The sequence below is a fragment of the Acinetobacter piscicola genome, assembly GCF_015218165.1.
GTDB classification, from domain to species: domain Bacteria; phylum Pseudomonadota; class Gammaproteobacteria; order Pseudomonadales; family Moraxellaceae; genus Acinetobacter; species Acinetobacter piscicola_A.
The window spans coordinates 739,734-764,348 of the sequence record NZ_CP048659.1; the positions used below are offsets into that span (position 1 = coordinate 739,734).

At 39.0% G+C, this 24,615-nt stretch carries 23 protein-coding genes and 1 riboswitch; of the genes, 13 read left to right on the forward strand and 10 right to left on the reverse strand.

The features are described 5' to 3' along the window. Positions 1 to 217: 217 nt before the first annotated feature. The 3 genes from G0028_RS03605 to G0028_RS03615 all read right to left on the reverse strand — a co-directional run bounded on the left by G0028_RS03605 (position 218) and on the right by G0028_RS03615 (position 3,663). A complete protein-coding gene (locus tag G0028_RS03605; protein WP_180045263.1) occupies positions 218 to 940 on the reverse strand; it encodes a glycerophosphodiester phosphodiesterase in 723 nt (240 codons plus the stop codon). Positions 941 to 1,140: 200 nt separating this feature from the next. Beyond that, on the reverse strand, positions 1,141 to 1,719 hold the full coding sequence (locus G0028_RS03610; protein ID WP_130074210.1) for a cob(I)yrinic acid a,c-diamide adenosyltransferase: 579 nt from the start codon (positions 1,717 to 1,719) through the stop codon (positions 1,141 to 1,143). Between the two features lie 99 nt (positions 1,720 to 1,818). Further along, positions 1,819 to 3,663, reverse strand: a complete 1,845-nt coding sequence (locus G0028_RS03615) for a TonB-dependent receptor plug domain-containing protein (RefSeq protein WP_180045264.1) — start codon at positions 3,661 to 3,663, stop codon at positions 1,819 to 1,821. 35 nt (positions 3,664 to 3,698) lie between these two features. Then, positions 3,699 to 3,912, reverse strand: a riboswitch (cobalamin riboswitch). A 48-nt stretch (positions 3,913 to 3,960) separates the two neighbouring features. On the opposite strand from G0028_RS03615, the gene G0028_RS03620 reads away from it, so the two are divergent. From G0028_RS03620 to G0028_RS03660, 9 genes are all read left to right on the forward strand, one after another. Beyond that, positions 3,961 to 4,182, forward strand: a complete 222-nt coding sequence (locus G0028_RS03620; protein WP_180045265.1) for a hypothetical protein — start codon at positions 3,961 to 3,963, stop codon at positions 4,180 to 4,182. A gap of 106 nt (positions 4,183 to 4,288) precedes the next feature. Then, positions 4,289 to 4,930: a phosphoribosylanthranilate isomerase gene (locus G0028_RS03625; RefSeq protein WP_130074213.1), complete on the forward strand. Its 642-nt coding sequence runs from the start codon at positions 4,289 to 4,291 to the stop codon at positions 4,928 to 4,930. Further along, a complete protein-coding gene (gene trpB / locus G0028_RS03630; protein ID WP_130074214.1) occupies positions 4,914 to 6,155 on the forward strand; it encodes a tryptophan synthase subunit beta in 1,242 nt (413 codons plus the stop codon). The genes G0028_RS03625 and trpB overlap by 17 nt, the downstream gene beginning before the upstream one ends. Before the next feature lie 154 nt (positions 6,156 to 6,309). Continuing rightward, complete coding sequence (locus G0028_RS03635; protein ID WP_180045266.1) at positions 6,310 to 7,044, forward strand: CPBP family intramembrane glutamic endopeptidase; 735 nt, start codon at positions 6,310 to 6,312, stop codon at positions 7,042 to 7,044. Positions 7,045 to 7,054: 10 nt separating this feature from the next. Further along, on the forward strand, positions 7,055 to 7,564 hold the full coding sequence (locus tag G0028_RS03640; protein ID WP_180045267.1) for a DUF1543 domain-containing protein: 510 nt from the start codon (positions 7,055 to 7,057) through the stop codon (positions 7,562 to 7,564). A gap of 241 nt (positions 7,565 to 7,805) precedes the next feature. Next, positions 7,806 to 9,449 (forward strand): nitrite/sulfite reductase, encoded by a 1,644-nt coding sequence (locus G0028_RS03645; protein WP_180045268.1) that lies wholly within the window; start codon positions 7,806 to 7,808, stop codon positions 9,447 to 9,449. Further along, the gene (locus G0028_RS03650; RefSeq protein WP_130074218.1) at positions 9,442 to 9,927 is read left to right on the forward strand and encodes a DUF934 domain-containing protein; all 486 of its coding nucleotides are present in this window, start codon (positions 9,442 to 9,444) and stop codon (positions 9,925 to 9,927) included. Before G0028_RS03645 ends, G0028_RS03650 begins: the two co-directional genes overlap by 8 nt. 244 nt (positions 9,928 to 10,171) lie before the next feature. Further along, positions 10,172 to 11,158 carry a diaminopimelate dehydrogenase gene (locus G0028_RS03655; RefSeq protein WP_180045269.1) on the forward strand — a complete coding sequence of 329 codons (987 nt, stop codon included), beginning with the start codon at positions 10,172 to 10,174 and terminating at the stop codon, positions 11,156 to 11,158. Positions 11,159 to 11,295: 137 nt separating this feature from the next. After that, entirely contained in the window at positions 11,296 to 11,649 is a 354-nt protein-coding gene (locus tag G0028_RS03660) for a DMT family transporter (RefSeq protein WP_130074250.1), read from the forward strand. Positions 11,650 to 11,921: 272 nt separating this feature from the next. Here G0028_RS03660 and G0028_RS03665 read toward each other — a convergent pair whose 3' ends face one another. Continuing rightward, a complete protein-coding gene (locus G0028_RS03665) occupies positions 11,922 to 13,097 on the reverse strand; it encodes a thiolase family protein (RefSeq protein ID WP_130074220.1) in 1,176 nt (391 codons plus the stop codon). Positions 13,098 to 13,344: 247 nt separating this feature from the next. On the opposite strand from G0028_RS03665, the gene G0028_RS03670 reads away from it, so the two are divergent. Then, positions 13,345 to 14,167, forward strand: a protein-coding gene (locus G0028_RS03670) for an IS5 family transposase (protein ID WP_194088746.1) whose coding sequence is annotated in 2 segments (ribosomal slippage) — positions 13,345 to 13,725 and positions 13,727 to 14,167 — 822 coding nt in all. Because the reading frame shifts where the segments join, the coding sequence is not laid out codon by codon here. Positions 14,168 to 14,184: 17 nt separating this feature from the next. Here the strand turns inward: G0028_RS03670 and G0028_RS03675 are convergent. Then, positions 14,185 to 14,631 carry a GspH/FimT family pseudopilin gene (locus G0028_RS03675; protein WP_180046910.1) on the reverse strand — a complete coding sequence of 149 codons (447 nt, stop codon included), beginning with the start codon at positions 14,629 to 14,631 and terminating at the stop codon, positions 14,185 to 14,187. A 377-nt stretch (positions 14,632 to 15,008) separates the two neighbouring features. Here G0028_RS03675 and omp38 point away from each other — a divergent pair, with 377 nt between their 5' ends. Beyond that, positions 15,009 to 16,037, forward strand: coding sequence for an outer membrane protein Omp38 (gene omp38, locus G0028_RS03680; RefSeq protein ID WP_180046908.1), 1,029 nt, complete (start codon positions 15,009 to 15,011; stop codon positions 16,035 to 16,037). Positions 16,038 to 16,160: 123 nt separating this feature from the next. After that, entirely contained in the window at positions 16,161 to 16,682 is a 522-nt protein-coding gene (locus tag G0028_RS03685) for a peptidase C39 (RefSeq protein WP_130074251.1), read from the forward strand. A gap of 119 nt (positions 16,683 to 16,801) precedes the next feature. Here G0028_RS03685 and G0028_RS03690 read toward each other — a convergent pair whose 3' ends face one another. The 5 genes from G0028_RS03690 to G0028_RS03710 form a co-directional block, all read right to left on the reverse strand. Next, positions 16,802 to 16,939, reverse strand: a complete 138-nt coding sequence (locus tag G0028_RS03690; protein WP_180046906.1) for a hypothetical protein — start codon at positions 16,937 to 16,939, stop codon at positions 16,802 to 16,804. Between the two features lie 18 nt (positions 16,940 to 16,957). Continuing rightward, positions 16,958 to 18,163: an RtcB family protein gene (locus tag G0028_RS03695; RefSeq protein ID WP_180046904.1), complete on the reverse strand. Its 1,206-nt coding sequence runs from the start codon at positions 18,161 to 18,163 to the stop codon at positions 16,958 to 16,960. Between the two features lie 436 nt (positions 18,164 to 18,599). Then, on the reverse strand, positions 18,600 to 20,063 hold the full coding sequence (locus G0028_RS03700) for an amino acid permease (RefSeq protein ID WP_130074224.1): 1,464 nt from the start codon (positions 20,061 to 20,063) through the stop codon (positions 18,600 to 18,602). Beyond that, entirely contained in the window at positions 20,063 to 21,097 is a 1,035-nt protein-coding gene (locus G0028_RS03705) for a class I SAM-dependent methyltransferase (RefSeq protein WP_174493265.1), read from the reverse strand. The genes G0028_RS03700 and G0028_RS03705 overlap by 1 nt, the downstream gene beginning before the upstream one ends. Before the next feature lie 71 nt (positions 21,098 to 21,168). After that, positions 21,169 to 22,542, reverse strand: a complete 1,374-nt coding sequence (locus G0028_RS03710; RefSeq protein ID WP_174493264.1) for a uracil-xanthine permease family protein — start codon at positions 22,540 to 22,542, stop codon at positions 21,169 to 21,171. Between the two features lie 173 nt (positions 22,543 to 22,715). On the opposite strand from G0028_RS03710, the gene typA reads away from it, so the two are divergent. Beyond that, on the forward strand, positions 22,716 to 24,551 hold the full coding sequence (gene typA / locus G0028_RS03715; protein ID WP_180046902.1) for a translational GTPase TypA: 1,836 nt from the start codon (positions 22,716 to 22,718) through the stop codon (positions 24,549 to 24,551). Positions 24,552 to 24,615: the final 64 nt, after the last annotated feature.

Genomic DNA, 24,615 nt, shown 5'->3' on the forward strand with positions numbered 1-24,615 from the left:
TACAACTGTATTGTACGAAACAGTAACAGAATAAAACATCATTTTGATGGGATTAATCGGAAAAAAGAAACAGCGAAGTTTGTGCAAATTTAAGTTAATTTATGTGTGGAAAATGTGCATGAAACTTCGCTTAGTTTTTGATTTTATATATAAAGTTACATTTCATTTGTGGGGTTTAAATAAAATAAAAACAAAAATCCACAATTTTAATGCAGCATTATTGCTTTTGCTGTAGGGCTATTTGCATCATTTTAGGAAAATCGGTAATTAAACCTTGAACGCCTAGTTCACGTAAATGTTTGGCACGCTCAATGTCATTGACTGTCCATACACTGATGTTGAGTTGTGCCGCTTGCGTTTTTTTAATGATGTCATCATGAGCAAGTTGATCCATCCAACCGATTTGAACACAGTTAAGATCAAGCGCTTGTTCAATTGCACGTTCACCGATGTCCTTTTCAATGAGTAAGCCTTGTTTAAATTGGGTACCTTGTTGTTTTAAAGCGTGATGAATTTTCAGATCAAAACTGGTGATCACCGCGTTGTGTTCGAAACCTTGTAATTGGCGTTGTAATTCTAAAGTTAATTTTTCAGCTTGTGCTTCTGTTTCAACTGCTTTCACTTCCACTTCAATATGTTGAAAGTCTTGCATGATCTGGAGTGATTGTTTCAGTGTAGGCGTGACTTGTTTTGCCCAATCCATCCAAATATGTGCTTGGTTGTAGGTGTCCAACTCGGTACTTTTTAGGGGATATAGTGCTTGTTCAACGCCTGTAGTCCTCAAAAAATTATCATCATGCATAATGATGAGTTCGTCGTCTTTGAGTTGGCGTACATCAAACTCAACCGCACGAATACCTAAGTCATGGATGTATTGAAATCCCCCCAAGGTATTTTCTGGTGCTTCGCCACGTGCGCCACGATGTCCGATAATTTTCATAATGAGCCCTGTTTGGTCAATCTAACAAAAAAGATGATTGTTGTTCTGCTCAAAATATTCAATAGAGATGATTAAATTTCTTGTATGTCGAGTTGTCATTTATATTGAATTTATAATGGAGGTTCCCTCTCCTTTTAAAAGGAGAGAGCTAGGGAGAGGATTGCTATAAATAATTCCATCTCATTTATATCAATTTTTGATCAAATCGTCTCATTAATATTTTTTTGCCATAGTACTTCGCTACCGCCTTCCGCTCGTTGTAAAGTGCGTGATGCGACAAAGAACCAGTCCGATAAACGATTCAGTAATTGTAAAGCGGTTGCTTGAATATTTTGATCACGTGTATGCACGGTCATCAAACTGCGTTCTGCGCGGCGACATACAGCACGTGCTTGATGGGCATAACTACATACAATTGTGCCTGCTGGTAAAATAAAATCCTTTAACATTGGCAGGTCTTCGTTCATACGGTCAATGTCTTGTTCAAGAAATTCCACACAAATCGGTTGTAGTAAGTTGTAATTTGGAATACATACTTCACCGCCTAAATCAAATAGCCAATGCTGAATCAGGCTTAAAGATTTGTCCCAATCTGCTTTTTTCTCAATTGTGCTGAGTGCAATTTGGGAACGTAAAACACCCACAATGGAGTTGAGTTCATCGACATCGCCCAAAGCTGCAATGCGTAAGTCATCTTTTGCAATACGAGAGCCATCACCTAAACCTGTGGTGCCTGCATCACCTGTACGCGTATAGATTTTACTTAAACGGTGTCCCATAATTTTTCCTTGAAAGTTTTAAAACTCAATGACATTAAAAAGGATAATGCCTTCATCATGGCATTATCCTCAAAAGTTTTTGTCTAAGCTTAAAGCATCTTAGTATTTAAATGTCACACCAACAGACGCTTGGCGTCCTGAGTTAATGTAATATTCATCTGCATAATAGTTTGCAGTTTTATATTTCACATCACCCATGTTTTTAATATTTGTGAACAGTTTAGCGTAAGGACTGATATTCCAATAGGCATTTAAATCTACAGTTGCATGCCCAGGTAGTGTTGCTGAATTGGCTGAATTTGAAATTTTCGATGTCGACTTCGCAATCACCGATGTACTGATTCCATAGGTTTGATTTTCTAAACCTGCTGTTACCGTGAAAGATTGGCGAGGACGACGAATTAATTCGTAACCTGTGTCTTCATTTTCTGTTTTCACATAAGCATATTCAGTGGTTAAAAATAAATCATCTTGATTCCATTTCAAACCGACTTCACCACCTGTCATTTTGGCTTTGCTGACATTCTGATAGGTTGAATCAGGATATCCATATGTGTATTCGATCAAGTTTTTTACTTTAGTTTGATAAATAGACGTATAAGCTGATAAGCCATAAGCAAGCTTTTGATCAAGTCCTATTTCATAAGAAAGACTTTTTTCAGGTTTCAAGTCTGGGTTGCCATAGGTATTGCCCCATTGCGTATCTTCGTAAATGTAATACAGTTGGTTCCCTGTAGGTGCTTTAAATGCACTGCCAATGTTTGCATAAATACTGGTTAATGGTGCAATTTGGATTCGCCCAGCAAGTTGACCCACAGTGTGTGTTCCAAATTGATCATTGTCTTCTACACGCACCCCAGCTTGGGTATGAACACCTGCATGATCATATTGATGCTGAACATAATAGCCGACTGAGTCTAGACTTTTAGATTTTCCAATGATTGATAAGCTTTCTATATCTGCATTATTTAATGAAGCACCGATCAATACATTTTGATGTTCGCTAAATTTCCAACGTAAATTGAGATCAGCTTCGTTACGTTCTGTGTTGAAATAACTGAGGTATGATTTCCCTGTTAACTCATCTTTAAAATTAGAATAACGTGCATTTAAAATTAAATCAGGCGTGAAATTAAAGCGACCATTGACATTAATTAGACGGTTAAAGAAATCTTGAGCACCACCATAGTAAACATTGGTCCCTTTATTCTCACTTAAGCTGACAGCAGCACCATATTGTTCTTGTTCATAGCCCACTTTAGCGCTGTAGCCTTTTTGGTCATAAGATGCACGATTTTTATCTTTATTGGTGACGGTTGTTCCATCACTCTCAAGACGTTGGCTGCGAACTTGCGCATAGATGCCATCTTGAGCGAAGTCTGCACCAACTACAGTTTTATAAGTCTTATTTTCAGCCATTTCGCCTGTGACGAAAAATTGGGGTTTGGTTGGAATTGCTGAACGGACATTAATCACACCACCGATGGCATCTGTACCATATTGAACAGAAGCGGGGCCTTTTAAGACTTCAATTTGACCCGCATCACTTAAATCAATATATGGAATACTTGCACCACCATCTAATGCGGTATTTAGACTTGCACCATCTTTTAAAAACAATACATGTGTTGAGTTTGTACCACGAATGAACGCAGATGTTTGTTGACCAATACCACCGCTTTGTACAATATTTAGAGCCGCTTCACGTTGCAATAATTGACCTAAATCTGCAATTGGAGACTGTTGAATCGTTTTTTGGTCAATGACACTAATACGTACAGGGACTTCATTCACTTTTGTTTCAGCACGTGTTGCTGTAATGACGACAGGGTCTAAGGTAATAATGTCTTGAGTTGTTGGTGTTGCCGCAAAAACAGTAGCAGAAATCCCCATCGCAGCAGCGACAGCACCTACAAGCGCAGTAGGTTTAAAAAAAGTAGTCATGAGATGCTCCATACATTCACCCCACGTGAATGATTGAGTTGAGAGGTACAACAAGTTGGTATCCGGACTTAAATATAGAATAGTCAATATTCCACTTATTTCTACCTTCCCATACGTCATGTTATGTACAGTTGCTTAAATTGAAAAATTTAAACGAAATAAGATTCTTTATTACCGTTGCGGGGGCAGTGTTGGATTTTCACCAACTTCCCAAAGCCGAAGCTATAGACTTGCTGTCTTTGCGCGCAGTATAAAGTTAGATATTCAATTAAACAATATAAAAAACAGTAAGAAAAAATGAAAGAATTGAGATTTAAAAATAGTGCGAAAGAAAAAATTACAGTGATTGTAGAACCGTGGGCGATAGAACTTGAAATCGAACCCGATGTAAAAGTTTTAATCAAAGATGATTTAGGTGAAGAATTAGATTTTGAAATGGAATATTTCATTAAAGGTGTTATTTTTTATTGTAATAATAGTCAGATATCGGTGTATGGAGATAGCCAAAAAATATTTTAAGAGCAAACTTAAAACAAAACGGACAGGATTAAAAAAATTGCATTACAATGACGGTGTTAAAATAGAAACAACCTCTATTTTATAAAATGGAATTAGAGTTAGAACGATGCGAACACGTGCCAAAATTTGTGGAATCACCCGTACAGAAGATATTCATGCTGCAGTCAATGCAGGTGTGGATGCGATTGGTTTGGTCTTTTATGCACCAAGTCCACGTGCTGTCAGTATTCAACAAGCGAAAGTTCTAGCACAACATATTCCTGCTTATGTCAGTATTGTTGGCTTATTTGTCAATGCAAGCAGCGAGGAGATCGCACAGGTGTTGGCAGAAGTTCCATTGGATATTTTACAATTTCATGGCGATGAAACAGCTGCACAGTGCCAAAAAATTGCACAAGACAATCAACGTCGTTGGTATAAAGCCATCCAAGTCAAAGCAGATTTAGATGTGATTGCAGAGATTGAGCAATATCAACAGGCAGGTGCAAGTGCTATGCTTCTTGATGCATGGCATCCTGAACTGAAAGGTGGAACAGGACACAGTTTTGATTGGGAAAAATTCCCAAAACTTGATCTGCCTTTAATTTTGGCGGGTGGTTTAAAACCTGAAAATATTGAAGATGCGATCAAGACAACAGCTGCTTATGCAGTCGATGTCAGTGGCGGTGTAGAGTCCGCAAAAGGTATAAAAGACCAACAACTTATTCAACAGTTTATGCAAGGAGTCCAACGTGGATCAGCACAGTAATCAACAAGATCAAGTGATTGACTATACCCAATTTCCTGATGCAAAAGGGCATTTTGGGATCCATGGTGGACGTTTTGTATCAGAAACTTTGATGGCGGCGTTAGAAGATCTAGAAAATCTTTATAACCGCATGAAAACAGATGAAAAGTTCTTGGCAGAATTTGACCGTGATTTGGCATATTATGTGGGTCGTCCAAGCCCTTTATATCATGCTGAACGTTGGTCGAGAGAGTTGGGTGGTGCACAAATTTATTTAAAACGTGAAGACCTTAATCACACAGGTTCTCATAAAGTGAATAACACCATTGGACAAGCTTTACTGGCTAAACTTTCAGGCAAAAGACGTATTATCGCTGAAACGGGTGCAGGTCAGCATGGTGTAGCAACCGCGACAATTGCAGCACGTTTAGGGATGGAATGTGTGGTTTACATGGGCGCAGAAGATGTTAAACGTCAAGCCATGAATGTGTACCGTATGCGTTTGTTAGGTGCAAAAGTTGTGCCTGTAGAAAGTGGTTCTAAAACATTAAAAGATGCATTAAATGAAGCGATGCGTGATTGGGTGACCAATGTTGATTCTACTTATTATGTGATTGGTACTGTGGCAGGCCCGCATCCATATCCACAATTGGTGCGTGATTTCCAATCGATCATTGGTCGTGAAGCACGTAAGCAAATTCTAGAACAAGCAGGTCGTTTACCTGATGCTTTAGTGGCATGTGTTGGTGGTGGTTCAAATGCGATGGGCTTATTTTATCCATTTTTAAACGATCAAGATGTAAAAATCTATGGTGTCGAAGCAGCAGGCTATGGCATTGAAACAGGGAAACATTCAGCACCACTCAATGCAGGTCATGTGGGGGTATTACATGGTAACCGTACTTACCTGATGTCAGATGAACAAGGTCAAATCATTGAAACACATTCAATCTCTGCGGGTCTAGATTATCCAGGTGTAGGTCCTGAGCATAGTTTCTTAAAAGATATGCACCGTGTTGATTATGTTCCGATCAATGACACTGAAGCACTGCAAGGTTTCCGTGATTTAACTCAAATTGAAGGGATTATTCCTGCACTAGAAAGCTCACATGCGATGGCATACGTGACCAAACTTGCACCGACGATGGATAAAGATCAAATCATCATTGCAACTGTTTCTGGTCGTGGTGATAAAGACTTGATGACGGTTGCCCGCATTGATGGTGTAGAAATGGTCGATATGTAAATATCTAGCAAGATGCTTTTGCATAGCTTTTGAACAAAAATCCTCCTAATTTAAGGGGGATTTTTTTGTCTAAAAATTCACAGAAGATGCACAGACCTACGCTTGTTCAATTCGGGATAATAGCGACGATAGATCATTATGTTTAAAAATTAAAATGTCAAATTTTGTTCAATTGATACGTGCAGAAGAATTTCCCGAAAAAATTACATGGCAATGGCGCGATAGTTTTGCTTTATTGATTATCCCACTCATTTTCTTAAATGGGGCATTTTTAGAGCGTCTTTGGGGGATGAGTGCCAATGTTGCGTTAGGTGATTCAATTTTTCGTGGCATTTTATTCGCCATCGTATGTTATTTATATAAAGACATGCTCTATGCGCATTGGCAGAAATATAAACGCGCGTTTTGGCGTTCGAGTGTGTTGGTTATTGTTGGGGCTGTTTTGTTGCAAGTGGTGGTCTCCATCACTCGACAATTTTTACCGATAATTACAGATACAAACACTGAACAGACCGCGCTGATTGATCCTAAAACTATTCCATTTTTTAGTTTATTCATGATTAGCCTTGGACCTTTATTTACAGCTTTACTCGAAGATATTGTGTTTCGCTATACTTTATTGCAAAAGCTTTTTATCACGCCGTGGCTGTGGCGTGTGCTTTTAGTGTTGTTCAACTCTATTTTATTCGGTTTGATTCATTATCATAACTTTGATGGCAATGTGATTGCGACCATCAGTTTTATGACAGCAGGTTTGTTTTTAAATCTTATTTATTTGTGGACGCGCAATATTTGGCATGTGTTATTGATTCATTTTTTCAATAATGCCGTATTATCATTAGGTGCTTTAATTTTACTCAAATTTTTACATGTGGCTGGTGCTGTATAAAGGATTGGAAATGCCAAGTTTGTTTATTGTGATGTTGGGTGGTCGTCATGCACGTGCCAATACTGAAGTGCATGATGTTGTGCTTGCTGTGGGAGACTCACTTGAAGACATTTATCCGCAATTGAAAAGCGCATGGTTTGGTGAGCAAAAAGGTTTACATATCGATGCTTGGATGAAAGTTTCAGGTCTTGAGTTTGAAAATAAAAAATATCAAATTCAGTGGAGTAATGCGCAGCCGAATGCATCTGAGCAAAAGTTGTGGCTGATCAATTTGGGTGGTTACGATGCCCATGAGTTTGGTGAGTTACACCGCTATGTATTGGTGGTGGCACAAAATGCGAAGGCTGCTAAAGAAAAGGGCAAGGCAAATTTTGCACAGCATTGGCAAAAACAACATACTGACCGTGTATTGGATGTTGATGATTGCATCGCGATAGACCATGTATATGGGCGTTATGTGCAATTGCGTGAAGGTGAATTTAAACAAGAATATTGGGAAAATACATATTTAACACTTTGAATTACAATACAACAGTCCGTATGGTAGTGGAATGATTCTTATCACAAATATAGATAAGCAATGAAGAAAAATATCAATAGTGTAAATACATTAGTGAAATGTTTTCAAAGCATTGCTGTTTATGTCTTTGCAGCATGCTTATCAATAAAACCGCTATGAAATATGTAAAAAAAGCATTTCGCTGATAGATTAAATCTCGTTATATTGTGCATCGTTATAATGAAACTACTAGCTGTACGCCATGTATTTATATACTGATTTCGATCAGCAACTGATCAATGAACGTGTTGCACAATTCCGTGATCAAACGGAACGTTATTTAGCGGGTAAACTCACTGAAGATGAGTATCGTCCATTACGTCTACAAAATGGTTTATACGTACAGCGTTATGCGCCGATGTTACGTATTGCCGTGCCATATGGTCTGATGAACTCAAAGCAATTACGCAAAGTTGCTGAATTGGCTCAGGAATTTGACCGTGGTTATGCGCATGTTTCAACCCGTCAAAACATTCAGTTCAACTGGCCTGCATTGGAAAATGTACCTGATATGCTTGCTGAACTTGCGACAGTTCAAATGCATGCGATTCAGACTTCAGGGAACTGTATTCGTAATACCACCACTGACCAATATGCAGGTGTGGTTGCAGGTGAAGTTGCAGATCCACGTCCAACGTGTGAGTTGATCCGTCAATGGTCAACATTCCACCCAGAATTTGCTTTCTTGCCACGTAAGTTCAAAATTGCGGTATCGGCTTTGGCTGAGATTGATCGTGCAGCAGTATCTTTCCATGATATTGGTGTGTATTTAACGCGTAATGAAGCTGGCGAATTAGGCTACAAAATTAAAGTAGGTGGTGGTTTAGGACGTACGCCAATCATCGGTTCCATGATCCGTGAATGGTTGCCACGTGAAGATTTAATCGCTTATCTTGAAGCGGTACTTCGTGTATATAACTTACATGGTCGCCGTGACAATAAATATAAAGCGCGTATTAAGATTTTGGTTAAAGCATTAACGCCTGCGGTATTTGCTGAAAAAGTCGAAGCAGAATTTGCTGAAACCATTAAAACTTTGAAAATTGATGCTGAAACTTTGAAGAAAATGGATGAAGAATTCACACCATTTAACTATCAAAACTATGCAGATGAAGATTTCACAGCACAGTTTGCAGAGCATCCAAAATTCAAACAATGGTTCAATATCAACACCAATGCCCATAAAGTGACAGGTTATCGTATCGTGACGATTTCACTGAAACGTGCAGGGATTGCGCCAGGTGATATGACCACGGAAGAGATGAATTTGATTGCTGATCTTGCAGACAAATATACCTTCGGTGAATTACGCACCACACACGAACAAAATATTTCATTGGTGGATGTGCCACAGAAAGATTTGTTTGAATTGTGGCAAGTGCTTGAACAGAATAATCTTGCTCGTGCACATATTGGTTTTATTACTGATATTATCTGCTGTCCGGGCGGTGATTTCTGTTCACTGGCAAATGCAAAATCGATTCCAATTTCAGAAGCCATTTCACGCCGTTTTGATGACTTAGATACGGTATACAATTTGGGTCATATTGACTTAAATATTTCAGGTTGTATGAATGCCTGTGGTCATCACCATGTGGGTAACATTGGTATTTTAGGTGTTGATAAAAAAGGCGCAGAATTCTACCAAATTACTTTAGGTGGTAATGCAGATCATGATGCGTCTATTGGTGACATCTTAGGGCCATCATTTGCAGCGGAAAAAGTGCCTGATGTGGTTGAAGAAATTTTAAATACTTATCTTGACCTACGTAACGAAGGTGAAGCGTTTATCGAAACCTATCGTCGTGTTGGCATTCAACCATTTAAGGAGCGTGCATATGCTTAATACAGCACTTCAAGTCCTCTCTAAAGATGGCACGATTGCAGACAACACTTACCAAATCATTGGTGAAGATGGGGTGTTACCACAAGGTGACGTACTTTTAACTGTAGAACAGTTAGATCAGATTGCAAATGTAACGGGTAAAAAAGCCTTGTTCATTACGGTGGACACTTCGCCTGAAGTGAATCAATTTCCACTTGACCAGCTCGACGCAATTTTTATTGATTTTGCAGGTTTTAATGATGGTCGTGGTTATTCATTTGCTGCGTTATTACGCCGTCAAGGTTACCAAGGCGAACTTCGTGCAACAGGTGATGTATTTAAAGATGTTTTAAACTACATGAAGCGTTCAGGTTTTGATACTTTCGTGATTAAAGAAGGTAAAGATATTACTGAAGCGGCTGCGGGTTTAAATGACTTTAAAAACCCGTACCAAGCGTCAACGGCTGTACCAAAAGCACATTATCAAACGGGTGCTTGATTCAATTTGAAGTTTCAAAGGCCTGCTTTAAGCAGGCTTTTTTATGATTGAACAAATGGAAAATTAAAAATTATATCTACATGTTTTCTATTAATTTTAATTTAATATGTTAAGGTGTCTGTGTCTGAATATCAGCGATCCTGATCTGTAATCTTCTTTATACAGCCTATAAACAGTCAAAAAATGGCAACATTTTTTTGTGCTGGGCTATTTTAACTTTCTCATCAGAAGTGACATCGTTCTTATGCAAAATTTAATTCGTATTGGTATCGTCGGTTACGGTAACCTAGGGCGTGGTGTTGAAACTGCGATTCAAAAAAATCCAGATTTACAATTGGTCGGTATTTTTAGCCGTCGTGAACCTGCAACAGTTTCTCCATGCTTTGCTGAAACACAAGTATATGCAATGGATTCTTTAAATGATTTTAAAGATAAAATTGATGTCTTGATTTTATGTGGTGGCTCTAAAGATGATTTGCCACAGCAAGGCCCAATTCTGGCAGCTCAGTTCAATACCGTGGACAGTTTTGATACGCATGCCCGTATTCCAGAATATTTTGCTGCGGTGGATGCTCCTGCAAGAGCTAATAAGAAAACAGCCATGATTTCAATTGGCTGGGATCCAGGCATGTTCTCGATCAACCGTTTATTTGGTGAAGCATTATTGCCTGATGGTGAAACCTATACTTTTTGGGGTAAAGGTTTGAGTCAAGGACACTCGGATGCAATTCGCCGTGTAGATGGTGTGAAAGCGGGTGTTCAGTACACCATTCCATCAACCGATGCGATTGAAAAAGTTCGTAGTGGTGCACGTCCAACCTTAAGTACCAAAGAAAAACATCATCGTGAATGTTATGTTGTACTTGCAGAAGGCGCAGATGCAGATGTCGTTGAGCAAGCGATTGTGACCATGCCGGACTATTTTGCAGATTATAATACGACTGTAAATTTCATTGATGAAGCAACTTTGGCAAAAGATCATCAAAAAATGCCGCATGGCGGTTTTGTCATTCGTAGTGGTCATACCAGCACTGAACAAAATCAAGTGGTTGAATTTTCACTGAAATTGGACAGTAATCCTGAGTTTACCGCGAGTGTATTGGTTGCATATGCACGTGCATGTTATCGCTTAAACCAAATGCAGCAGTATGGTGCCAAGACTGCATTTGATGTTGCCCCAGGTTTGTTGTCAATGAAGTCACCTGAACAATTGCGTAAAGAGTTACTTTGATTAAACTCAGTATTTGATAAAAAGGTGAATGTTATATTCACCTTTTTTCTTGGAAGTACATTGGAACATCTTTGCATACTAGTGGTTTTAAGTCGTTTGGGCTAAAATCCGCCCATGATGATAAAATGAAAATAACCATGTCTTTATTGCTTGCAAAAATAAATCCTGGGGTCATTTGGCTATTGATCGCAATCGCTACCGATGTATTGTCAACTTTTTATTCGGCAAAGGGTGATGGTTTGGTAAATAAAGTTGATCAAGGGATTGCATTGGTTTTGTATATGATTTCGTTTGCATGTGCAGCTTATGCATTGAAATTTATGCAGGCAGGCATTCTATATGTGTTGTGGTCAGGCATTGGCGTAATTGCAACAGCACTTTTGGCAAAAGCATTTCTTGGGCAAAATATCGATTTTGCAGGTTGGTTAGGCATCGCTTTTATTACGATTGGTTTAACGATTATTGCTCAGTTTTCCAATATTGATGTGTGAGTTTGTATGAATGATGACATTCAGTACGTAAACAACAAATGTAAAAATGAAAACGTTTTTACATAAATGATGAATATAGAGAATACTTCGTTCGCGCCCCAGTTTTAGCTGAAATCGCATCTTAAATACCACAAATTTAAGTAAGCATAAGATCATGCGCTATTCTATTTTAGTCATTGTTAGAGTGATTATTTTGAAATGAATCGACAGTATAAAAAATCCCTCAATGTTGAGGGATTTTTTATTAAAATCAGACCTTATTTATTGAGCAATTATAAAAGCTCAATTGCAACAGCAGTTGCCTCACCACCACCGATACATAGTGCAGCAATACCTTTTTTACCGCCCGTGCGTTTTAACGCATGAATCAATGTCAAGATAATACGTGAACCAGTAGAGCCGACAGGATGTCCTAGTGCACAAGCACCACCATTGATATTAACTTTCTCAGCATCCAATTTGAAATCATCGATTGGGCACATAGTCACCATAGCAAATGCTTCATTGATTTCCCATAAATCAACATCTTGAGCAGTCCAGCCAGCTTTGTCTAAAACTTTTTGAATCGCACCTACAGGCGCAATGGTAAATTCAGATGGATGCTGTGAGTTTGAAGCATAAGCAACAATTTTAGCAAGAGGCTGTAAACCTTTTTGTGCCGCAAGTTCAGCAGAAGCTAAAACTAAAGCTGAAGCTCCATCTGAAATTGAGCTGGCATTGGCAGCAGTGATTGTACCGTCTTTAGCAAAAGCAGGACGCAATGTCGGAATTTTTTCAATATTGGCATTGAAGGGTTGTTCATCTTGATCAACAACCACATCGCCTTTACGACCTGAAACAGTGACAGGAACGATTTCGTCAGCGAAATAACCTTCAGTAATGGCTTTTTGCGCGCGCTGTAAAGAGCGGATTGCAAACTCATCCATTTGTTCACGGGTATAGCCACGGGTATTTGCCATATCCTGTGCAAAAGATCCCATGAGCCGACCTGTTTCAGCATCTTCTAAACCATCAAAGAACATATGATCTTTAACTTCGCCATGCCCCATACGGTAACCACCACGTGCTTTCGGTAGTAAATACGGTGCGTTGGTCATCGACTCCATACCACCTGCAACGATGATATTGGCAGAACCTGCTTTGATCGCATCAGCAGCTTGCATGACGGCTTTCATTCCTGAACCACATAGTTTATTGATGGTTACAGCACCTGTTGAGTCAGGAAGACCTGCTTTACGCATGGCTTGGCGAGCAGGGCCTTGTTTTAAACCTGCTGGAAGCACACAGCCCATAATGACTTCTTCTACATCGTTTGTGTCTAAACCCGCACGAGACACAGCTTCTTTAATTACAGTCGCACCTAGTTCAGGTGCAGTGACACTCGCCAGACTCCCTTGAAATCCGCCCATTGCAGTACGTGCACCATTGACAATTACGATGTCAGTCATTGTTGTATTCTCCAATTCACTTGTTGTTGATTGTTTCCAGAGCCTAAGCAGTATATAAAAAAAAGATATAGAATAAAGAAGAATGTCTATAGAACTCTAGACGCTAGAGACTAGTTTTTAACATGTTATTGTTGAGGCTACATTTAAATTTGCCATTTGTCCCATCTTGAAGCGTAAATGTTTGGATGGATCGTAATTACTACAATAGACCTCTTGCGAAAGTAAAAACTGCCTCAATATAGATTTCATGAAATATCAGAAATTAAACCGTTTTTCAGATTCTGAATTCCAGCGCTTGGTTGGCGTACCTCGACCAGTTTTTAGTGAAATGGTCGAAGTTTTAAAAGAAGCAGAATCACTTAAAAAGAAATCTGGGCGTCCTCATACTTTAGCTATAGAGGATCAATTGTTATTAACACTCAATTACTTACGGAATTACAGCACTCAATTGGAATTGGCTGTAAATTACCATATCGCTGAAAGTAATGTGAATCGAACTATTAAAAAGGTTGAAGATGCATTAATGAAATCAAGACGTTTTACCTTGCCCAAACGAAGCATTACCACAGCAAACGAACAATTTAACTGGGTCATTATTGATGCTACAGAATGTTCAATAGAACGCCCGAAAAAAAAATCAGAGTAAGTTCTACAGTGGTAAAAAGAAGAAACATACGTTAAAAGCTCAAGTGATCTATCATCCGAAGAGCAAACAAATCATAGGAGTAGATATATCGTCTGGCAGTCAGCATGATATTAAATTGGCAAGAAAAACAGTTAAGAAATTCAAACATTGTGACTATGTTATAACCGATTTAGGGTACTATGGGTTAGAGCAAGATGGCTTTAAATTATTGATGCCAATAAAGAAAAAGAAGAATTTCCCCTTATTTGATGCTGAGAAAAATTACAATAAAATGATTGGAAAAATACGAGTTGTAATCGAACATATTAACAGTCAATTGAAAAGATTTAGAATACTAAGTGAACGCTATCGAAATAGACGAAAAAGATTCGGTTTACGCATTAACTTAATCGCTGTACTGGTAAACCGAATGAACTTGCAATAACGACTTTCGCAAGAGGTCTAATAGTAAAAACTTCCATAGGCACCTCTTGGTAAACCAGTATCACCTTTGAATGTTAATAATTTACGATGAGTACTATTGCCGTTCCATTTAAGATTGCCATATTTTAATTCTGTTTTGGTTTGTTGTAATAATTGTTCATTCATATCATGTTGTTGATTATGATTTCTATCAATAAAAATGATGATCGCTGTATTCCATTGATCATTTTGGCAGGTATCTAGATCGACAGAAGAACAAATGACAATATCACTGTGATGTAATATTGCGCTATTTTTAGCAAATTTGATGTGTTGATCCAATAAAGGAAAAATATTTTTTTGTTCAGTTTCTTGTAGTATGTGGAGGAAGTGTGGAGTTGCAATACATGCAATAATTCCAATAATACAGATACAAGTGATTAGCTCAATCAGGGAAACGCCCTCTTGTTTACAATAAAAATACATGATTTATTCTACTTTTGAATAGATTAAGTTTATGAGTTTTAATATTTTTCTAATTATTTATGCAGTTAGCGATAAGTTTTTAAAATATGTATTACTATCGTATTGTTTTACTGCTAAAATAACGGTTAGTGAAAAGAGTAAGGTATTCACAAATATAATCGAGTAAAAATTTACCGAATTACAACGGAAATTGTAAGTAATTTTGTCAATAATAAGCTTGATTAAAGTTATCAAGCACTTGGAAAAAGTCTCAAGTGTTTGTATGATTCAACGTGAGTAGCTTAAAAATAATACTGGGGTATAAAAAGCTTATCTCAGGAAGCCAAAAAATTTTAGGCTGAGTTTGAACAACAATTTGTTATCTCTGGAGGATATCCATGAAATTGAGTCGTATCGCACTTGCTATGCTTGTTGCTGCGCCATTCGCTGCTGCTAACGCTGGTGTAACTGTAACTCCATTATTAGTAGGTTACACATTCCAAGACACAGAGCACAACAACCGTAACTTAACAGATAGCCATGAATTACAAGATGACTTATTTGTTGGTGCTGCGCTTGGTGTTGAATTAACTCCATGGTTAGGTTTCGAAGCTGAATATAACCAAGTTAAAGGTGATGTTGACCCTAACGCAGGTGAATATAAGCAACAACAAATCAACGGTAACTTCTATGTTACTTCTGATTTAATCACTAAAGATTATGACAGCAAAATCAAACCTTACGTATTGTTAGGTGCTGGTCACTATAAATACGATTTTGATGCACCTGCATTAAACTATCGTGATGGTGAAGAAGGTACTTTAGGTAACGCTGGTGCAGGTGTATTCTGGCGCTTAAACGATGCTCTATCTCTTCGTACAGAAGCTCGTGCAACTTATAACATCGATGAAGATTTCTGGAACTACACAGCACTTGCTGGTCTTAACGTAGTTCTTGGTGGTCACTTGAAACCTGCTGCGCCTGTAGTAGAAGTTGCTCCAGTACCTGAAGTTGCTCCAACTCCAGTTGCTCCACCACCTCAAGAAATCACTGAACCACTTAACATGGAACTTCGTGTATTCTTTGATACAAACAAATCAAATATCAAAGCACAATACAAACCAGAAATCGCTAAGGTTGCTGAGAAGTTAAATGAATTCCCGAATGCGACTGCTCGTATTGAAGGTCACACAGATAACACTGGTCCACGTAAGTTAAACGAACGTTTATCTTTAGCTCGTGCTAACTCTGTTAAATCTGCACTTGTAAGCGAATTCAACATTGATGCATCTCGTTTGTCTACTCAAGGTTTCGCTTGGGATCAACCGATTGCTGACAACAAAACTAAAGAAGGTCGTGCTATGAACCGTCGCGTATTCGCTGCGATTTCTGGTAGCCGTACTGTTCTTGCTCAACCAGCTCAATAATATTGAGTCACTGAGTGATAAAAAACGACTCTTCGGAGTCGTTTTTTTATGCCAATTTTTATGTTGATACTTTAAGAATGTTATATTCAGCATTGATATAGAAGAGGATTAAACACCGTGAGCATGCCTGATGAAATTTTAAATTTACCCTCCAATTGTGGGGTGTTTGCCTTATGGTGTGTGGTTCGACAGTATGGTTTAGATATTCAGCCGCTACAATTGATTGAACTTTCTCGGCATGATGCTGAAGATGGTACTTTTAGTATTGGCTTGGCTGTTGCTTTGTATAAAATGGGATTTGAAGTCTCTTTTTATAGCGACCCTGATCCTGATCAGCATGTGAAAGAGCAAGTGGCATATTTTGAGGCAGAACAACTTGGTATTGCGGTTTTACCTGCGCTAAGTTATGAAAGTATTCAACATGAAATAGAAGAAAATCAAGCTTTAGTGATTGTATTTTATGATGATTTAGAGGGCGTAGGGAATCATTCTTTGGTATATAGTATTGATGAAGATGAAATTTGCTTTTTTGATAGTTTAGATGCGATGCAACGAGATGTTTTTGAAAAACAGCGCCTAGCAGAAGGAATTTGCCAACAAGCCATAGTAATTCATTGTTATCAAGCTGCTACACCATTGAGCTAAAAATAGAAATAAGCATAAATATGAGATAAAGATAGGTTCAGCAAACGAATTTGCTGAACCTGATGTTTTAGCATTGATCAGGTGAGCATTTAAGCATGTGCCCAATCAGTTTTACGTAACTACTGTTTCGAGTGTTTACGGTCACGGCGATGTTGTGCTTTGGGTTTTTCTGCTTCATGCATGCCACTTTTATGTAAAAGCGGGGATAGTGCAACAGGATTACGGGCTTTAATTTTTGGCATTTTTTTCAGCTTCATTAGATTGACCTTTTATTTTTAGCCTTTAATACACATGACTTGTTTGAGAGTATGCACCACTTCAATTAAGTCGGTTTGGTTTGCCATCACTTCATCAATATCTTTGTAGGCACTTGGAATTTCATCCACCACGCCTTTGTCTTTACGACATTCGATTCCTTCAGTTTGGGCAATTAAATCTTGCTGATTAAACAGATTTTTGGCTTTACTACGGCTCATTTTTCGACCTGCACCATGCGAGCATGAGCAGAATGAATCGGGATTACCTTTCCCTTTAACAATAAAAGATTTTGCTCCCATTGAACCGGGAATAATGCCATATTCCTCTGTACCTGCACGAATCGCACCTTTACGCGTCACAAAAACCTCTTCGCCAAAATGCAGTTCTTTTTGCACATAATTATGGTGACAATTAATCGCTTCTTTGGTCATTTGAAAGCTGGGCAGTAGTGGACGAATGGCTTCTAAAATCAAACGCATCATTTCACGTCGGTTTTCATAAGCATATTCTTGTGCCCACTCTAGGGCTTCAAAATAATCATCAAAACTGTTTGAACCTTCGGCAAAGTAAGATAAATCTTTGTCAGGTACATGACCAAAACGGCTTTGGGCTTCTTTCTTGGCACGTTCAATAAAATAGGTGCCAATTACATTACCAAGACCTCGACTGCCTGAATGCAACATGATCCAAACATCATGATTTTCATCTAAACACAACTCGATAAAATGGTTACCACCACCGAGTGTGCCGATTTGCTTTTGCCATGTCGAGTCGAAATGGCGCAGCATACGTTTAAGCGCAGGGTGTTTATCGGTAATCAATTTTAAACGTTTATCGAGTGGTATCAGCGTTGAAGCTTTGGCTTTAATTTGCTTATGCATTTCAAACCCAACAGGTACTTTACGCTCAATTGCATTACGTAATGTACTTAAATTATCAGGCAGTTGATCTGCTTTTAAACTCAAACGCATCGCATTCATGCCACAGCCAATGTCTACGCCCACCGCGGCAGGAATAATGGCATTTTTGGTCGGAATGACACTACCTACGGTTGCGCCTTTGCCGACATGCACATCAGGCATGACCGCAATATGGGAATGAATAAATTGCAATTGCGCCATTTTACGCAATTGGGTCATGCTTTCTTCGTCAATGTCGTTGGTATAAATTTTTACGGGAACGCCATAATCTGCTTTGGCGTTCAGAATTTTTTGTATGCCCATGATCTTTACTCTAAGCAATTTTATATTTGTCCGAATAATTCTATTTACCTGTTTTTTCAGGCATAAAAAAACCCAGCGAATACTAGGTTTAGAATCTTGGCATTCGGACACTTTGGTACAGCAAGTGTCCGTGAGCGACATCATTGCTGTATTAGTTTGTTGTGTTTTCCAATGTCAGCATGATGATGTCCTCCTATAAAATCTTTTGGAAAAGATGAATCGAATTTGGCGCTATTTTAAGCATTTAAAGTTGACTGTCAAGGAGAGCTTACGATTTATTATTTCATTTTTAAATAAATTTATAATCTTAAAATATTTAACCTATTGTTTATTCATTGATATTTTTAGCTTAAAAAAATTAAAATATTCATTTTGCAATAAAAAAGCCCTATCGAAATAGGGCTAAGCGCTTGTAATAAAATGAAGCTTAATACAGTTATGCTTTATCTTCGTCCATTGGTTTTACATCCATATCTTTATAGGCAATCAATTTTGAGCCATTTTTAAATTTATAGATCAGCCAAATTGCGAGGAAAAGTGGAAGACTGATATAGGTCGATAGTACACTCATCCAGTCACCGTTGAGAAATGCTTCATAGTTTTGTCCAAGGACAACAATGGTACAAAGAATGAACGCAAACCAAGGGGCAAATGGGAAGAATTTTGCACGATATGCCAAATCTTCTAATTTATAACCTTGCGCCAAATAGCCTTTACGGAAGCGATAATGCGAAATTGCAATACCTAACCAAACAATAAAGCCACACATTCCTGACATGTTTAATAGCCATGTAAAGACTTCATTCTCGCCAAAAAGCGTGGTCAGGAAACACAGTGCTGCAATCGCAGTTGTTGCATACAAGGCATTCATTGGTACGCCACGTAGATCAAGTTTAGCAAACCATTTCGGTGCGCGTCCTTGACGTGCCATATCAAATAACATACGGGTAGAAGAATACATACCTGAGTTACCTGCAGACATGATTGCAGTTAAAATCACGGCATTCATCAAACCTGCAGCAAAAGCTAACCCTGCTTTTTCGTAGAGCAGGGTAAATGGTGAAAGGGTAATATTACCATCACCTTCGGCAGCAAGTTTGAGACTTGGGTCGGTATAAGCAACCAATGTTCCAATAATGAAAATACATAAAATGTAAAATAATAGAATACGCCAGAAAATTTGCTTAATGGCAATTGGAATGGTTTTCTTTGGATCTTTCGACTCACCCGCAGCAACCCCAACCATTTCAGTCCCTTGGAATGAAAATCCTGCAATCATAGCCACGCCAACTAAGGCTTGGAAACCACCCACAAAAGGTGCTTCGCCAATGGTCCAGTTTTTGGTCACAGACTGTGTTGGATCAAGCATAATTTTACCAATCATGAATAAACCAATCACAATGAAGAAAATGATTGCAATCACTTTAACCAATGAAAATAAAAATTCACTTTCGCCAAAGCCTTTCACAGTTAAGGCATTGATAAAGAAAATGATGGCAAGGAAGATTGCACTCCACCAGACTCCAGGAATATCAGGGAACCAAAATTTCATGATGAATTGAACTGCCACCAATTCAAAGGCAACAGTAATTGCCCAGTTGTACCAGTAGTTCCAACCGAGTGCAAAGCCAAAACCTTCTTCGACATATTTATTACCATAGGTAAAAAATGCACCTGATGTTGGGTTATGTGTTGCGAGTTCGCCTAAACTGGTCATCAAGAAATAAATCATGACACCAATCAAGGCATAAGCAAGTAATGCACCGCCGGGTCCTGCTGTGGCAATGGTTTGACCTGATGCTAGGAATAAACCTGTACCGATTGAACCACCAATGGCGATCATATTTAAATGTCGAGCGCCGAGCTTACGCTTGAGTTGAGGATGATCTTGTCCGCTCATCATGCTTCCTTAAGATTTTTTTGAGTGTTGGCGAATAACACTTTAAAACCTTGTTGATCAGCTTTGGTCGCACATTGACCAAAACTTTGTTCAATAAGTAATGGATAATTGAGGAAGCGGTTCGCCACAATCCATAATTCGCCACCTGATTTTAAATGTCGTCTTGCAGTTTTGCACAGTGTTTCACTGGCATTGTAATCGGTTTGAATTCCTTGGTGAAATGGAGGATTGCTGACGATCGCGTGCAAAAATAATGGCGCATCATCAATCCCTGTCACTGCTTTTATTTCGAGTTGTTCTAGGGGTAAATTATTTTTTTCAAAGGTCATTTGGGTGGATGCTAAAGCAAAAGCATCTACATCCAAAGCAAAAATACGATTTTTCGGATTTAGCTTGCATAAATATGCACTGATCACACCCGCACCGCAACCAAAATCAGCAATTTTGCCTGAAGTCACTTGTGATAAATACGGTAACAACACTGCAGTACCGACATCAAGACGATTTTGGCTAAACACGCCCGGAAGCGCACAAATGGTCAGTTCGCCTGCAGGCGTTGCAACTGGATAATGTTGAACCCATTCTGCTAAAGGTTTTGCATGTACCGTTTTGTCAGTTGTCAGTTGCCACATTTGACAATGACGAGCACTGTCCAATTTGATGGCTTGACCAAAGGGCTGTAACTGTTTTGATGCTCGTTCAACACCGCCTTTTTTCTCACCAACAAGGAAAATAGACGCACCTATTGCTAAGCGGCTGACTAAATTGTGCAAAATATAATTGAGTAATTCTTTTGATTTTGGCACAAATACGATTGCTTGATCAAAATCATGCGTAGGTAAATCTGTACCAAAATGCACATTGGCCTTTAAGTTTTGGAAATATTGAAATTCATTAAAATTCCATGTCCAAACGCTGGCTTCGATGTCATGAGCTAAATTTGAAAGTAGATCATCCGTTGGCGCATTGACCAATAATACACGTCCAGAAAGGTAGTCATGCTGTCGAATGACAACTTCACTGCTTGGCTCCATAATCACCATCCATTAGAAAAGTTTGAACAATAATGCCCAGTCAAAACTGGGCATTATAAGGAATTACTCAATTATTTTTTAGTTTCAGGTAAAACTAAATTTAAGATCAAAGCTGAAATACCGCCTGTTGCCACACCAGAGCTAAAAATATTACGTGGTAATTCAGGAAGATGCTCTAAAATTTGAGGAACTTGAGCAACCCCTAAACCGAGTGCTAAAGAAATTGCAATAATCAATAATGCACGACGATCAAGACTAACACCTGACAAAATGTTAATACCTGATGCAGCCACTGCACCAAACATCACCATGACCGCACCTCCGAGTACAGCTTGTGGAACAGCTTGGATCACACCTGCAACCGCAGGGAATAGGCCAAGAACGATCAGCATGATCGCGATCCAGATGCCGACATAACGACTTGCAACACCTGTAAGCTGAATTACACCGTTATTTTGTGCAAATACTGAACTTGGAAAAGTATTAAAAATCCCTGCAAGGAATGAGTTTGCACCATTGACCAGTACACCACCTTTAATACGTTGCATCCATAAAGGACCATCAACAGGTTGGTTGGAGATTTTAGAGGTTGCAGTGACATCTCCAATTGCTTCTAAAGAAGTGACGAGGTAAATAAATGCCATGGGTATGAATAAGCTCCAAGAGAAACTTAGACCAAAATGCATCGGTGTTGGTACTTGGATTAATGGTGCATCTTTTAAACCTGAAAAATTCAGATAACCCATATAGCCAGCGAGCGCATAACCAATGACTAATGCAATCAAGATTGCAGAACTTTTTAGCCATACGATTTTAAAACGGTTGAGTAAAATGATGATGGCCAATACGGTACATGACATAATTAAGTTGTCAGTACTGGCAAAGGTTTTATTTTCCATGGCTTGATAGCCGCCACCCATACTGATTAGACCTTCTTTAATTAAAGTCAGACCAATAAGTAGTACGACAATACCTGTAACCAATGGGGTAATGAGTTTTTTCACCCAAGGTAAAATACGTGATACACCCATTTCAATAAATGAGCCTGCAATGACAACACCAAAAATCGAAGCCATGACCGCTTCTACAGGTGTGCCTGCAGCAACCATTGCTGAACCAATCCCGATAATCGGACCAATAAAGTTAAAACTAGTCCCTTGGACAATCAATAATCCTGCACCAAAGGGTCCTACTTTTTTGCATTGTAAAAAGGTTGCGATCCCTGAAATGACCAAAGACATGGATAAAATCATGTTGGTATCGTGTGTGGAAACGCCGAGCGCTAAACAAATGAGCAAACCTGGTGTCACGATTGGGACAATAATGGCAAGTAAATGTTGTAGAGCTGCAAAAAATGCGATCAACGGTTTTGGACGATCATTTAAGCCATAAACAAGATCAATTTGACCTTGTTGTTGCTCTTGAGAGGTATTTAAATCGGACATGGGAGTGGGAGAACAGCGGCAAGATGGTGCTATTCTAATCTCTTTACACTCTTTTACAAAATAAAAAGCCCGTTATTGTGAAAAAAACTTGTAACAGTCCATAAACTGTCACTACTAAAAGTTAAGATTTTTCTGTATAATTTGCCCTCAAACTTTAGGCGTATCGAATTTACATGTCAGATATTAAAACTCTCCGCAATATTGCTATTATTGCTCACGTCGACCACGGGAAGACAACTTTAGTTGATAAACTTTTACAACAATCAGGTGCGCTCGGTGAACGTGCGGGCGAGATTGAACGTGTCATGGATTCTGGCGCTATTGAAAGTGAACGTGGTATTACCATTCTTGCAAAAAACACTGCAATTAAATGGTTAGATAAACGTACTGATACTGAATATCGTATTAATATTGTCGACACCCCGGGACACGCCGACTTCGGTGGTGAAGTTGAACGCGTAATGTCAATGGTTGACTGCGTACTTCTTCTTGTTGACTCTCAAGAAGGCCCAATGCCACAAACGCGTTTCGTAACACAAAAAGCGTTCGCACGTGGTTTGAAACCAATCGTGATCATTAACAAAGTTGACAAGCCAAACGCGCGTCCAGACTGGGTAATTGACCAAGTATTCGACTTATTCGATAACCTTGGTGGTACTGACGAACAGTTAGACTTCCCAGTCGTTTACGCTTCAGGTCTTCGTGGTGTGGCGGGTCCATCACCGGAAGAACTTGCTGAAGACATGACGCCGTTGTTCGAAACAATTGTAGATATCGTTGAGCCACCAGCAGTTGACGTTGACGGTCCATTCCAAATGCAAGTGTCTTCACTCGACTATAATAGCTTCGTTGGTGTTATCGGTGTTGGTCGTATTCAACGTGGTTCAGTGAAATTAAATACACCTGTAACTGTCATCGACAAAGACGGTAAAACACGTAACGGTCGTATCTTAAAAATTATGGGTTACCATGGTTTAGAGCGTATTGATGTTGAATCAGCTTCTGCTGGTGACATCGTTTGTGTAACGGGTATTGATGAACTTCATATTTCTGACACGATTTGTGATCCGAAAGCAGTTGAAGCTTTACCTGCACTTTCTGTAGACGAACCTACAGTTTCGATGACTTTCCAAGTCAACAATTCACCGTTTGCGGGTAAAGAAGGTAAGTTTGTGACTTCACGTAATATCCGTGAACGTCTAGATCGCGAATTGATTCACAACGTCGCACTTCGTGTTGAAGATACTGACAGTCCTGACCGTTTCAAAGTATCTGGTCGTGGTGAGCTTCACCTTTCAGTTCTTATTGAAAACATGCGTCGTGAAGGCTTCGAAATGGGTGTATCACGTCCACAAGTAATCATCAAAGAAATCGACGGTGAGAAACAAGAACCGTATGAAAATGTAACTTTTGACGTTGAAGAACAGCATCAAGGTGCTGTCATGGAACAAATGGGTCATCGTAAAGGCGAAATGACCAATATGGAAGTTGACGGCAAAGGTCGTATCCGTATTGAAGCAACTGTGCCTTCACGTGGTTTGATTGGCTTCCGTTCTGAATTCTTAACTATGACTTCAGGTACAGGTATCATGACTTCAAGCTTCTCGCACTACGGTCCAATGAAACAAGGTACTGTTGCAAAACGTCAAAATGGTGTGTTGATCTCTATGGTTCAAGGGACTTGCTTGGGCTATGCACTATTCAGCTTACAAGACCGTGGCCGTCTATTCGCTAAACCTCAGTTAGAAGTTTATGAAGGTATGATCGTTGGTATTAACTCACGTTCAGACGACATGACTGTTAACCCAACTAAAGCGAAACAGTTAACTAACGTACGTGCTTCTGGTACTGATGATGCGTTGACTCTCGTTCCGCACATTGAATTTACGCTTGAACAAGCGCTTGAATTTATCGAAGACGACGAATTAGTTGAAGTAACGCCTAAGTCAATCCGTATCCGTAAACGCTGGTTGACTGAAAACGAACGTAAACGTAACCGTAACGGTTAATTTTACAGTTTCAAAAAAACCGTCATATATTGGCGGTTTTTTTATGCTTAAACTAAATGTCTGG

Coding starts and splice junctions, on each gene's coding strand:
- G0028_RS03685 (WP_130074251.1), top strand. CDS start 16,161: ATGCCTGATGAAATTTTAAATTTACCCTCCAATTGTGGGGTGTTTGCC.
- G0028_RS03615 (WP_180045264.1), bottom strand. CDS start 3,663: ATGACTACTTTTTTTAAACCTACTGCGCTTGTAGGTGCTGTCGCTGCT.
- G0028_RS03635 (WP_180045266.1), top strand. CDS start 6,310: ATGTCAAATTTTGTTCAATTGATACGTGCAGAAGAATTTCCCGAAAAA.
- G0028_RS03610 (WP_130074210.1), bottom strand. CDS start 1,719: ATGGGACACCGTTTAAGTAAAATCTATACGCGTACAGGTGATGCAGGC.
- G0028_RS03605 (WP_180045263.1), bottom strand. CDS start 940: ATGAAAATTATCGGACATCGTGGCGCACGTGGCGAAGCACCAGAAAAT.
- G0028_RS03695 (WP_180046904.1), bottom strand. CDS start 18,163: ATGGGCATACAAAAAATTCTGAACGCCAAAGCAGATTATGGCGTTCCC.
- omp38 (WP_180046908.1), top strand. CDS start 15,009: ATGAAATTGAGTCGTATCGCACTTGCTATGCTTGTTGCTGCGCCATTC.
- G0028_RS03640 (WP_180045267.1), top strand. CDS start 7,055: ATGCCAAGTTTGTTTATTGTGATGTTGGGTGGTCGTCATGCACGTGCC.
- G0028_RS03660 (WP_130074250.1), top strand. CDS start 11,296: ATGTCTTTATTGCTTGCAAAAATAAATCCTGGGGTCATTTGGCTATTG.
- G0028_RS03650 (WP_130074218.1), top strand. CDS start 9,442: ATGCTTAATACAGCACTTCAAGTCCTCTCTAAAGATGGCACGATTGCA.
- typA (WP_180046902.1), top strand. CDS start 22,716: ATGTCAGATATTAAAACTCTCCGCAATATTGCTATTATTGCTCACGTC.
- G0028_RS03700 (WP_130074224.1), bottom strand. CDS start 20,063: ATGAGCGGACAAGATCATCCTCAACTCAAGCGTAAGCTCGGCGCTCGA.
- G0028_RS03710 (WP_174493264.1), bottom strand. CDS start 22,542: ATGTCCGATTTAAATACCTCTCAAGAGCAACAACAAGGTCAAATTGAT.
- G0028_RS03665 (WP_130074220.1), bottom strand. CDS start 13,097: ATGACTGACATCGTAATTGTCAATGGTGCACGTACTGCAATGGGCGGA.
- G0028_RS03675 (WP_180046910.1), bottom strand. CDS start 14,631: ATGTATTTTTATTGTAAACAAGAGGGCGTTTCCCTGATTGAGCTAATC.
- G0028_RS03690 (WP_180046906.1), bottom strand. CDS start 16,939: ATGAAGCTGAAAAAAATGCCAAAAATTAAAGCCCGTAATCCTGTTGCA.
- G0028_RS03645 (WP_180045268.1), top strand. CDS start 7,806: ATGTATTTATATACTGATTTCGATCAGCAACTGATCAATGAACGTGTT.
- G0028_RS03655 (WP_180045269.1), top strand. CDS start 10,172: ATGCAAAATTTAATTCGTATTGGTATCGTCGGTTACGGTAACCTAGGG.
- G0028_RS03625 (WP_130074213.1), top strand. CDS start 4,289: ATGCGAACACGTGCCAAAATTTGTGGAATCACCCGTACAGAAGATATT.
- G0028_RS03620 (WP_180045265.1), top strand. CDS start 3,961: ATGAAAGAATTGAGATTTAAAAATAGTGCGAAAGAAAAAATTACAGTG.
- G0028_RS03705 (WP_174493265.1), bottom strand. CDS start 21,097: ATGGAGCCAAGCAGTGAAGTTGTCATTCGACAGCATGACTACCTTTCT.